Annotated in this window: 14 protein-coding genes and 1 other RNA gene; 4 read left to right on the top strand and 11 right to left on the bottom strand. The window is 26.7% G+C overall.

The features are described from left to right. Positions 1 to 3: 3 nt before the first annotated feature. The 3 genes from ACNI3D_RS09935 to rsmH are packed head-to-tail and all read right to left on the bottom strand — an operon-like array spanning position 4 to position 4233. Positions 4 to 3087, bottom strand: a complete 3084-nt coding sequence (locus ACNI3D_RS09935) for an efflux RND transporter permease subunit (RefSeq protein WP_419766872.1) — start codon at positions 3085 to 3087, stop codon at positions 4 to 6. After that, a complete protein-coding gene (locus ACNI3D_RS09940) occupies positions 3084 to 3338 on the bottom strand; it encodes a hypothetical protein (RefSeq protein WP_129101031.1) in 255 nt (84 codons plus the stop codon). The genes ACNI3D_RS09935 and ACNI3D_RS09940 overlap by 4 nt, the downstream gene beginning before the upstream one ends. Beyond that, complete coding sequence (gene rsmH, locus ACNI3D_RS09945; RefSeq protein ID WP_129101032.1) at positions 3331 to 4233, bottom strand: 16S rRNA (cytosine(1402)-N(4))-methyltransferase RsmH; 903 nt, start codon at positions 4231 to 4233, stop codon at positions 3331 to 3333. Before rsmH ends, ACNI3D_RS09940 begins: the two co-directional genes overlap by 8 nt. A gap of 60 nt (positions 4234 to 4293) precedes the next feature. Between rsmH and ACNI3D_RS09950 the strand changes: the two genes are divergently transcribed. Next, positions 4294 to 4875: a class II aldolase and adducin N-terminal domain-containing protein gene (locus tag ACNI3D_RS09950; protein WP_129101033.1), complete on the top strand. Its 582-nt coding sequence runs from the start codon at positions 4294 to 4296 to the stop codon at positions 4873 to 4875. Between the two features lie 121 nt (positions 4876 to 4996). After that, positions 4997 to 5272 (top strand): HU family DNA-binding protein, encoded by a 276-nt coding sequence (locus ACNI3D_RS09955; RefSeq protein ID WP_129101034.1) that lies wholly within the window; start codon positions 4997 to 4999, stop codon positions 5270 to 5272. 62 nt (positions 5273 to 5334) lie between these two features. Here the strand turns inward: ACNI3D_RS09955 and ACNI3D_RS09960 are convergent, their stop codons facing one another. From ACNI3D_RS09960 to ACNI3D_RS09985, 6 genes are all read right to left on the bottom strand, one after another. Next, positions 5335 to 5898 carry a glycine zipper 2TM domain-containing protein gene (locus ACNI3D_RS09960; RefSeq protein ID WP_419766873.1) on the bottom strand — a complete coding sequence of 188 codons (564 nt, stop codon included), beginning with the start codon at positions 5896 to 5898 and terminating at the stop codon, positions 5335 to 5337. Between the two features lie 38 nt (positions 5899 to 5936). Further along, positions 5937 to 6242, bottom strand: a complete 306-nt coding sequence (locus ACNI3D_RS09965) for a c-type cytochrome (protein WP_419766874.1) — start codon at positions 6240 to 6242, stop codon at positions 5937 to 5939. Between the two features lie 72 nt (positions 6243 to 6314). Next, entirely contained in the window at positions 6315 to 6647 is a 333-nt protein-coding gene (locus ACNI3D_RS09970; RefSeq protein WP_419766875.1) for a hypothetical protein, read from the bottom strand. Then, positions 6641 to 7663 carry a sensor histidine kinase gene (locus ACNI3D_RS09975; protein WP_419766876.1) on the bottom strand — a complete coding sequence of 341 codons (1023 nt, stop codon included), beginning with the start codon at positions 7661 to 7663 and terminating at the stop codon, positions 6641 to 6643. Before ACNI3D_RS09975 ends, ACNI3D_RS09970 begins: the two co-directional genes overlap by 7 nt. 124 nt (positions 7664 to 7787) lie before the next feature. Then, on the bottom strand, positions 7788 to 8459 hold the full coding sequence (locus ACNI3D_RS09980; RefSeq protein WP_419766877.1) for a response regulator transcription factor: 672 nt from the start codon (positions 8457 to 8459) through the stop codon (positions 7788 to 7790). A 2-nt stretch (positions 8460 to 8461) separates the two neighbouring features. Then, a complete protein-coding gene (locus ACNI3D_RS09985; protein WP_129101040.1) occupies positions 8462 to 8689 on the bottom strand; it encodes a DUF1104 domain-containing protein in 228 nt (75 codons plus the stop codon). A 196-nt stretch (positions 8690 to 8885) separates the two neighbouring features. Between ACNI3D_RS09985 and ACNI3D_RS09990 the strand changes: the two genes are divergently transcribed. Then, positions 8886 to 9659 (top strand): hypothetical protein, encoded by a 774-nt coding sequence (locus tag ACNI3D_RS09990; protein ID WP_419766878.1) that lies wholly within the window; start codon positions 8886 to 8888, stop codon positions 9657 to 9659. A gap of 37 nt (positions 9660 to 9696) precedes the next feature. Continuing rightward, positions 9697 to 9987 (top strand): hypothetical protein, encoded by a 291-nt coding sequence (locus ACNI3D_RS09995; RefSeq protein WP_129101041.1) that lies wholly within the window; start codon positions 9697 to 9699, stop codon positions 9985 to 9987. Here the strand turns inward: ACNI3D_RS09995 and rnpB are convergent. Both rnpB and lolA read right to left on the bottom strand, forming a co-directional pair. Then, positions 9983 to 10305, bottom strand: an RNA gene (gene rnpB, locus ACNI3D_RS10000) — RNase P RNA component class A. The two genes, ACNI3D_RS09995 and rnpB, sit on opposite strands and share 5 nt — an antisense overlap. A 28-nt stretch (positions 10306 to 10333) precedes the next feature. Beyond that, positions 10334 to 10861 carry a LolA-like outer membrane lipoprotein chaperone gene (gene lolA, locus ACNI3D_RS10005; RefSeq protein ID WP_419766879.1) on the bottom strand — a complete coding sequence of 176 codons (528 nt, stop codon included), beginning with the start codon at positions 10859 to 10861 and terminating at the stop codon, positions 10334 to 10336. Positions 10862 to 10913 lie beyond the last annotated feature (52 nt).

A 10913-nucleotide genomic window follows, 5' to 3' on the forward strand; every position in this document is an offset into this window, starting at 1 on the left:
CTTTTACAATTTTCTTAAATAAACAATTCTATACAACATAGGTACATAATATAAATTTAAAACCGTAGCCCACAATACCCCAAAACCTAAAGATACAGCCATTGGTTGTAAAATAAGAGCTTGTCCAGAAGCAAAAAACATCAAAGTAAACAAACCTAAAATAGTTGTAATTGAAGTAAGTAAAATCGGTCTTAATCTCAAAAGTGCAAATTCTAAAAGCTCATCTAATGTTTTTGCTTTTTTAATAAAATCCATCATGATAATTCCATCATTTACAATAACTCCTGCAAGCCCAACCATACCAATTAAACTGGCCATTGTAATATTTAATCCAAGAACAAAATGTCCAACAAAAACACCTAAAATAGATAAAGGAATAGTTGAAAGTATTATCAATGATTTAAGCATAGAGTCAAACATCCAAACAAGAGCAATAAAAATAAGTATAATTGCAATTAAAGCTGCTTCTCCCATCTCTTTTTGTACTTTTTTATTCTCTTTTTGTTCACCTTTTATATCAATAGTAACTTTAGATTTATATTTTTCTAAAATTGGATTTAACTTCTCAAAGACTTCTGCTGAAGTCATTTTCCCACTAATAGAACCTGTTACAGATACTATTCGTTCTCCATTTTCTTTGAAAATTTGAGAATAGGCATTTTTTCTAACAATATCAACCACATCTTTTAAAAATACTTTTTCATTAGTATTTGGAACTATTATTTCAAAAGCATTTAAACTTTTTAAATAATCTTTATTTTTACTTTGAAAAACAACATCAACTATGCCCTTTTTATCAAACATCTTTGAGTATGTACCTTTAAAATAAAAAGGTCTAATTGATGAAATAATGTAATTTTCACTTATTCCTAAATCTTGACCATAGGCATTAACTTTAAACTTTAGTTCAATATTTCCCATCATAAAATCATCAGCTACATTTAACACACCATCTATATTGTTTAAAGCTTTTTTTATATTTGTAACAGCCGTACTTACCTCTTTTTCATTACCACTAATTGATAATTCTAAATCATTTTTAACTATTCCAGCTTTGGGAGTAAAGACTTTAAGATCTTCAAATTGTCCAGATTTAATCTCTGGCTTTAAAAGTTTTTGTAACTCTTTTTCTATTGTTTGTGATGATTTTTCTCTTATCATGTTTGTATCATCATACTTAGGAGAAAGATAAGGATTTATATATTTATCAAAGAAATTTTGGGGTGCTCTTTCATTTAGATTAACAAATATTTGGAAATAGAACTCTTCAGTCTCAGGTTGATTTTTTCCATCAAGTTTTAAACCAATTACAGAAGATACGGATTGTAAATTATTAGCAAAATCATAATTCTTTAGAATCTTATTCTCAATTTTTTTTACAATCGCTTCTGTTTGTTCTATTTTTTTACCAACACCAACTGATCCACTTATATACACTTGTGTAGTATCAAAATCAGAGAGAAATTTAAACTTTGAACTCATAACAATAAAAATTGTTAAAGTAACAATTGTTAAAACCATAATAATAAGAGATGTATATCTTTTTCTTAATAAAAAGCTTAAAATCTTTTTGTATAACTTTTTATTCCAAGCCCATATTTTATCTGCTTTTTGCTCTTGTTTATTTACTCTTAAAATCTGTTTTGCATGTAAGGGTAAAAAGAAAAAGGCTTCAAGCAAAGATGAAATAAGAAGAATAGTAATCATAATAGGAAGTATTTTCATAAACTTTCCTATTTCTCCTGTCATAAGTAAAATTGGCAAAAAGGCAAATATTGTTGTTGCAGTTGCAGTTAATACAGCTGGATAAACTTCAACAGAACCATCAATAGCAGCTTGTAATCTATCTTTTCCCATTTCCATGTGTCGATATATGTTTTCACCCACAACAATAGCTTCATCCACAAGCATTCCTAAAGCAATCAAGGCTCCTAGTAGTGAAAGCATATTTAAACTGTATCCCATAGCTTCCGCACTAATAAGTCCTATCATAAATGAAGTTGGGATTCCAATAGCTATTACTATTGCAATTCTTGCATTTATAAAGAAAAACAAGGCTAAGAAAAGTAAGCACAATCCAAAAAAGATATTAGAAAAAACAGTATTTAATCTATTTTTTATCCAAACAGAAGTATCAGTATGTGTTGCAAAGTTAAGCTCTGGATATATTTTTTTATACTCTTTTAGTTTCTCTTTTATTTGACGAACTAGTTCAACTGCATCGCCACTTTCTCCCTTGTTTATACCAATAGAAACATCTCTACTACCATTAAAATGTGAGATAGTATTAACATCTGCCAATTCATATTTGATTTTTGCAATATCTTTTAAATAAACTTTTTGATTTGATATTTTCAAAATTGTATCTTTGATATTATCAATATTTTTTTCACCATTAAAAGTACTCAAATAATAGTGTCTTGAAGTATCTTTTATAATACCTGCTGGAAAAATAGAACTTAGGTTTTCAACTGCTGTTAGTACTTCTTGTAAATTAAGTCCATAAGCTAAAATTTTCTTCTCATCAAACTCTATAAGTAACTCTTTATCACTATCTCCCCAAATAGAAATATCACTTAAATCACCCATTTTTGAAAATGTTGATTTCAAATCTTTTGCTATTTCTAAAAGTTGGGTTTTAGTCTTTTCCCCATAAACTACAACTGTAATAAGAGGTATTGCGTTGATTTTTTCTTTTACTGTTGGTTCATCCATATCTGTTGGAAAGTTTGTTTTTACTTTAGTAATAATATCTTTAATATCGCCAATTACATTTTGTGCTTTAAAACCCTTTTTTAGTTTAACTGTAATTGAAAAATTTCCATTTTTTATTGTAGAAGTAACATCTGCAGCCTCTTTTACAGATGATAGTTCATCTTCTATATCTTCAACAGCCATTTTATCAAGTAAATCGGAACTAGCTCCTGCATAAGAACCATTTATAACAACAGCATCAAGAGCAGAGGGAGGAAATATCTCTTTTGGGATATTGTTATACGCAAAGACTGATAAAATCAATAAAAATAATAAAAGCATATGATTTAACATAGGCTTTCTAAGTCCAAACTCTATTATGTATTTAATCACTTATTATTGTCCAAAGTATTTATTAAAAGAGAATCTATAATTTGATTTTTAAATTTCATATCTTCTAATTGTTGTTGTAAAAATCTATTCTCTTCTTTTAGAGAGATATAATTGGCATATAATTTATTAATATCTTTACTAACATAATAAATATTATTTGCTAAATATATTTTAGGAAAACATAAAATTAATGATACTGCTAGGACTGATAGAACTATTAGTAATGAATTCTTTGCATTTAATCTAATCAAATTTAAAAACCCTCAATTTTGAACTTCTACTTCTTGGATTTACTTTTATCTCTTCATTTGTTGGAATAATAGGTTTTTTAGTAATAATTTTTCCTAAAGCGTTATTATTTCCACAAGTACAACGCATAACATCACTTGGACAAATACAATTTTTGCTCCACTTTTTAAAGTAATTTTTTACAATCCTATCTTCTAAGGAGTGAAAAGAGATGATTGCTATCAAACAATTTTTTGGTTTTAGCTCTTCAATTGAATCAAAAAGTCTTTCTAAAACTCCTAATTCATCATTTACTTCTATTCTAATACCCTGAAAAGGAAGAGTTGCTGGATGAAGTTTACCTTTATGCATATTTTTAGCTATAAATGTTGATAACTCTTTTGCACTAGTAAAAGGCCTATTATTTACTATCAAAGAAGCTACTTTTTTATATTCTTTTACTTCTCCACACTCTTTAAAAACTCTCTCCAACTCACTTTGAGAGTAAGTATTTACTACAACTGAGGCATCTAAAGATTGTTCTTGATTCATTCTCATATCTAATGATTCACTATCAAAACCAAAACCTCTGTCTTCTTTATCTAATTGTAAAGATGAAACACCAATATCTGCTAATATACCTTTTATATCATACTCTTTAAAACTATTTAAAACAGTTTCAAAATTTCCTTTATTGAAGGTTACCCTATTTAAAAATGGTTCTAATCTCTTTTTAGAAAACTCTAAAGCTTCATTATCTTGGTCATTACATATTAACTTTACATTAGAATTTTGTTTTAATAAACCTTCTGAATGTCCAGCATATCCTAAAGTACAATCTATTATATACCCAAAATCAATATTTTCGAAGACTCCTAGTGTCTCTTTATACAATACTGGGATATGTGGGATATTCATTAAAAGGGTCCTTATAATTTTTTATATATAATATCCAAAATAATATTTAAGGCATTTAAAATGATCGATCAAAATCATGTAGACCAACTAAGTAAACTATCATTGACACTATTTAGAAAAAACTTTTTTGGAATATATCACGGTTCCATTTCTACAAAATTAGATCATAATACATTTATGATAAATACATCAGATGCAATTTTTGATGAAATGAACGAAAAATCATTTTGTGAATTAAGCATGACTACTCAAGATTATAGATGGAAACTAGCAAGTATAGAAGCTCATATACATGCAACTATATATAACAATATACATGAAGCAAAATATATTGCCTTTGGAGTACCAATATATACAACAGCATATACTTTTGAGCATGATGAAATTATATTAGATGATTTTTTTGGGAAAACATCTTTTGATAAAATCAAAATATTTGACCCAGGAGATTTTTCAACTTGGTATGATAGAAATGCTTTAGAAATAACAAAATATTTAAAAGAGACAAATAATCATGTCATGGTTATAAAAGGAATTGGTGCTTATGTGTATGATAGAGATATAAATGAGTTGGTAAAAAAAGTTGCAATTTTAGAAAATAGTTGTAGATTATTGAGCATAAAATCTAGTTTTAGAGCATGAAAAGTCATTTTTTTGCAAATAAACCTCTATTTAGGGGAAAAACAGCAATACTTTTAGCTATTTTAAAGTTTAAATAGTATAAAGTTTTGGTAACTTTAAATCTTAAACAAGGAGTTCTTCAATGAACAAAGCTGAATTTATCGACGCAGTAGCAGCAAAAGCTGGATTATCTAAAAAAGACGCAAAATGTGCAGTTGATTCTGTATTAGAAACTATTACTGAGACTTTAGTAAAAAAAGAATCTGTAAGTTTCATAGGATTCGGAACATTCTCTACAGCTGCTAGAGCTGCTAGAACTGCAAAAGTGCCTGGTACAGATAGAACTGTTGATGTTAAAGCTACTACTGTAGCTAAATTTAAAGTTGGTAAAGCTTTAAAAGAGGCTGTTGCTAAATAATTTATTAAATTATTGAATTACAGATTAGAAGGTAGGTTATTTTTAACCTACCTTTTTTTTATTTAAAAATTTATATTAGTTTCGATATTTATGTAGTTTTCTCGATATGGGGAAAACTTTGAGTATGATTTTCCATTATAAGTAAAATAATTCTCATAACCTTTTAAAACACTTTTATTAATCACTCTATTATTACAAATATTTCTTCTTTTTGTTTCATAGTAATACTCTGTATTATTTCTATTATTATGTGAATAATCGCTATTTCTTATTCCATTTGCAAGAGTTGCACCTAAAAGTCCACCTACAATTTTTGCAGCAACTTTTCCATTCCCTCTTCCTATTTGATTACCTATAATTACACCTGTTGTAGCACCTATAATAGTATCTACTCCAATAATATTCTCATTTCTATTAGAAGAATAAGTTCTATTATGTACAGGTGTTCGAACTTCATACTCTTCATAACAACGAGAAGCATGATTAGGAATTACTTCTTGAATATTTTCATAAACTGGTTTTGAATAATTTACTTTTACACGTTGGGTAAATCTATCACCCTGTGCAAAAAGAGATGAAGAAAGAATTGTTAATCCTAAAATTAAACATGCACTTTGTTTTTTCATAACTTGCTCCTTGGTAAATAATAGATTATAAAAATCTATTATTTTAATGTTGAAATATAGCTAGCAACTGCTTGTATTTTTTCGTCATCAAGTCTAGCAACTTGGCCTTTCATAACGCCTTTCATTGCTCCACCATAAGTTCCTGCTTTATAACCTTTTAAAGCATCAACTATTTTTTGTTTATCCCAGCCTTTTATAATTTGTGATTTTCCTAAAGCTACTTTTTCTGCCTTTGCACCATGGCAAGAAGCACAAGCTTTATAAATAGTTTCACCCTCATTTGCCAGTACTGATGTTAAACTCAAAATTGAACTTATTACTAAGATTTTTGTTAAACTTCTCATTTTAACTCCTTTTATTGTTTTGATAGAAGAAGTATAAAATATAAAAGTGGAGGGATTGTGAATTTTAAAAAATTATTTTAATTTGCCAAAAACTTTATAAATATCCCAGTATTCTTCTAAAGCTTTTTTTAATTCATTATCATTTAATATGGTCTTTTGCTTTATTCCAAATCTGCTGATAAATGCATCTGGCATAATAGTTGTATCTTTACTTGGATTCTTAAGATATTTGATCATAGCTTCATTTACAGCTCTTTTAGAACTATATTTAAGTAAATATCTATAAAAATATTTATCAATTGATACAGGAAGCTTATTATGACAAGATACACAGTCTCTTTCATATACACCTGCAAATAAAAATGAGTTAAATAAAAGTGAAAATATAAGGATTTTTTTTACCATGTAAGCTCCAACTGAGTCCCTATTTCTAGTTCTGATTTTATATTTATATTTATATTATACTCTTTGGTAATCATATAAACTATATTTAGCCCTATTCCAAAGCCTCCAACATTTTTGTCAAATCTTGCATATCTTTCAAACATAGATGGTATTTTATCTTTGGGAATACCTTTTCCACTATCTTTTATGATTAATTTATTATTTTCAAGAATTACTTCTATTGTTCCACTAATTTTATTATATTTAATTGCATTTGATAAAAGATTGTCTATTACTTTTCCTATTTTTTTTTCATCACAAAAAATTCTTACACCAGAATTTATATTTTTTATAAAAGATATTTTTTTGACATCAGCTAAGGTTTTAAAATAATCGATTCTATTTAAAACTATTTTTGATAAATTTAAATCTTCATTTTTTGAAATAATTTTGTTTTTTAGTGTCAAATATGTTAAATCTTGATAAATATTTGAAACTGTTTTGGCTCCTGTATCTATTCTTTTTAGTTTCTTTTGTAATTTTGCATCTTCTAATCTTGAGATATCTATCATCTCTATATTTGTTATAATAGCGCTTATAGGTGTATTTAACTCATGTGTTGTATCTTTTATAAACCTATCTAAAAGATGTAATGAATCACGCATTGGTTTTAAAAATAATTTCAATAAAAAATATCCACAAATAAACATAAAAGAAAAACCACAAATCAAAAAAATAAAAACATTATTTATAACAGCATTTACCCAAACATTATCTTCAGGTACCTCAAGAAGTACATATTTTGCTCCTAAATAGTATGATTCTGGCTCTTTTATATAATGAATGTAGTTGTTTGTAGTATAAGTTATCTCATCAAGTTTTACTTTTGCAGATGCAAGTGTAGAGAAAATAAGATTTTTATCACTATCATAAATAGCAGAATTAAATCTCTCGTCCCTAGGATAAAATTTATATTTGTCAAAATTTATATGCAAGTCTTTTAATCTTGCAATTAAATCATTTGAATATTCTTGCAAAATTATTCTTTTATTTTGAAGCATCAAATCTTTTTTAAAGTTATAATACAAAAATGATATAAATAGCAGTATGACAATGCAAAGTAAACTATATAATGTCAAAAAGCCCCATAGAGTCTTTTTTTCACTCTGTGGTAAATCTATATCCAAGCTTTTTAACACTTATGATTCTCTCTTTCCCAAATATTTTTCTCAAATTCTTTATATATGTTCTTAGTGAAAAATCACTACTTTCTTCATTATAGTCCCAAACATACTCATAAATTTGATCATGTGACAAAATTTGCTCTTGATTTTGTAAAAATAGTTTTAAAAGTTTTGTTTCTTTGTTATTTATTTTTATTTGTTCATCTTTTTTAAAAAGTAAATTAGAACTTGTATCAAAAAAGATATCATCAACTATATTAACTTTTGTATCAACACTGTGAAAATATCCTCTTTTTAATATTGATTCTACTCTTATTATTAACTCCTTTAGTTCAAAAGGCTTTCTAATATAATCATCACAACCCAAATTAAAACCTTTTTCAAAGGATTCCATTGAATTCAATGAAGTCATAAATATAACAGGAGTATTTATATTATCAATTCTTAGATTCTCTAAAAGTTCAAAACCACTTAAAGTAGGAACATTTACATCTAATAAAAGTAAATCAAACTTTTCTTCATAAATTTTTGCATATGCTTCTTCTCCATCATACAAAGAAATAACTTCAAAATCATTATCTTCTAAATATTCAACAATAGTTTCATTTAATGTAATATCATCTTCTAAAAGTAAAATCTTTCTTTTCATATTTATCTTTTTTCTTTTGTTTTTTGTATATTTCTTTTGTATTGATTTTTTTCTTTTGAATTCATAGTTGAAACTCTAGATTTTAATTCTTTTTCAAATTTTGCTCTGTTTTCTTTTTTTACAAAACCTATAATTTCTATCAACTCTTGAGTAGACATTTCAGAATAATCAACAGCAAAAAGTGGTGTTACTATAAATAGAGCTAGAAATATTAATACAACTTTTTTCATATTTTTTCTCTTTAAATTTTTAATTTATCATACCATAAATTTTGTGGAAAAATTGTAAAACAATCATTTTTAAGCTTTCTTAAATTAAGATAAAATTAATACTATTAATCAATATATCATTATTTAATATATAATATTTCAAGTATATATTGTATATAATACAACATTTAATAAAAGTTCTAAAAAAGGTTTATATATGATTCAAGTAGGAAAACTTTTTCAAAAAGTTCCATATTATGTTAGAGATTTAGAGTGCGAATATAAAATAATTCATGACATAGAAGAAATAGTAGATGAATTCCTTTCTAACTACATGATGACAACTGCTGATTTATATAGTGTGTTTTCAAACAATAGAGATTCATCTACAAATTTACACTTGGTATTTAATGATGGAGCTATGCCAAAAATTTCAATCCATCCTGATTTTGAACATGATGTGTTTGATATTACTTTTGAAGAGTTGAAAGATTCTAAAAATAAAACTACTAAAGTAAACTCGCTGATGTTTATTGAAGAGTTTCAAAATAGAAAAGAAGAAGCACTAGCAAAAACCTTTGATGAAATAATGGGTTGTGATGGTGAAGAGTTATTTATCTCACTGAAACAAGAAAAATTAGATATGTTTAATCCAAGTTCAGCAAACTTTGATCATAGAGTAAATTTAATTACAAAAAAAGAATTAATCCTTGAAGTTTGTAAGCTATTTGACATCTCTTCTATTCGTTTATATAAACAATTAAATCCAAATATTGTAAAACATGTATGCAAAGACCTAAATATCACATATAAAATCCTAGCAAAAGAGATAGGATATAAACCTGATACTATAAATAAAGCAGCCTCATTGGGAAAAGTTTCAGAACAACTTAACAAAGCCATAAATATGTACCTTGAAAACTTACGATTAAAAGAGTTTTTAAAAGACTTTGATGTTATGAAATCTACACTAAAGAAAATTTTAGATTGATTATATTAGAATCAAATCAAAATAACAAAGAGAACAAATGATAAAAAATATTTTACTTATATGCCTTACCTTAAGCATATTTACTGGCTGTTTTTTTGGTGGAGAGACAAAAGAAGAATGGACTTCTTATATCTACCCTGATAAAACCAACACAAAAAGAAGCATGATTTCACCTACAAAGTTCCCTACTTTTGCAACTTGTAAAGATGTATCATTGGGTGTTTTAAAAGAAAAAGGTCTAGAGTCAACTGGAACTTATAAATGTGGTAAAAACTGTAGTTACCATGAAGGAATGAAGGTTGATATTTGTGAAGAGATGAGACAATAAAGGTACAACTATAAGCCGCGTTTTGTATTAGACAATAATTTATCTAGTTGTTAAATTACTTAAACAATCCTGCGAAGAGAAAAACTGTGAAGCTAAATACCGTCTCTTCTTGCTGCGAGTTGGGTTTACAAAGCTGTTAAGATTACTCAAAACACTGGTAAGCTCTTACCTCACCGTTTCACCCTTACCATAAATGGCGGTTTAATTTCTGTTGCACTATCCCTTAGGTCTCCCTAGCCATCCTTTAGATGGAACCCTGCTTCACTGCAGCCCGGACTTTCCTCTTGAATTACTTCAAGCTATTGTCTGTTGTACCTTTAAGATTGGAATTTTAGCTAAAAAATAATTACTTTCTTATTATGTCATAATTTTCAGGTGGCAAAAATTTAAATAAGTCATCGTCAATATGTCCATTTTGTTTTACATTGAAGAAAGTAATAATAACATTATTTTCAAGAGCATCTTTATATTCAATCTTACTTATTCTATTATCTTTTGTAAAAAGATTATATTTTACATCATAAATATCTGCTTCATACCTATTTTTTGAGATTTCTTTAGCATTTTTTATTAGATTAAGAATATCAATTTCATTTTTAAGTTTAGTTAATATTGCTTGTTCTAATTCTGGTTCATCAATAATTGCAAAATCATTTACAATATATACACTTTTTTTGATAGGTTCTTTGTATTGCCATAAAATATAATACGGATCTTTTAAGTATAAATGTCCACTATATAAAATTTCTTTTTTTGATGGATTAATAATTTTTTGTTCAAAATCTGCATCAAAGGACTTTATATTATTCAAAGGAGATGCTTCCAAAAATACAGATAATACAAACATTACAACAAAAATCACTTTATAAAACATAATTTAACCTTCTTTTTTATATAATCATCGGATTATAACGGAAAAGGACTAT

Source organism: Arcobacter siniprincipis (SeqCode), assembly GCF_048571125.1.
Lineage (GTDB): Bacteria > Campylobacterota > Campylobacteria > Campylobacterales > Arcobacteraceae > Arcobacter > Arcobacter siniprincipis.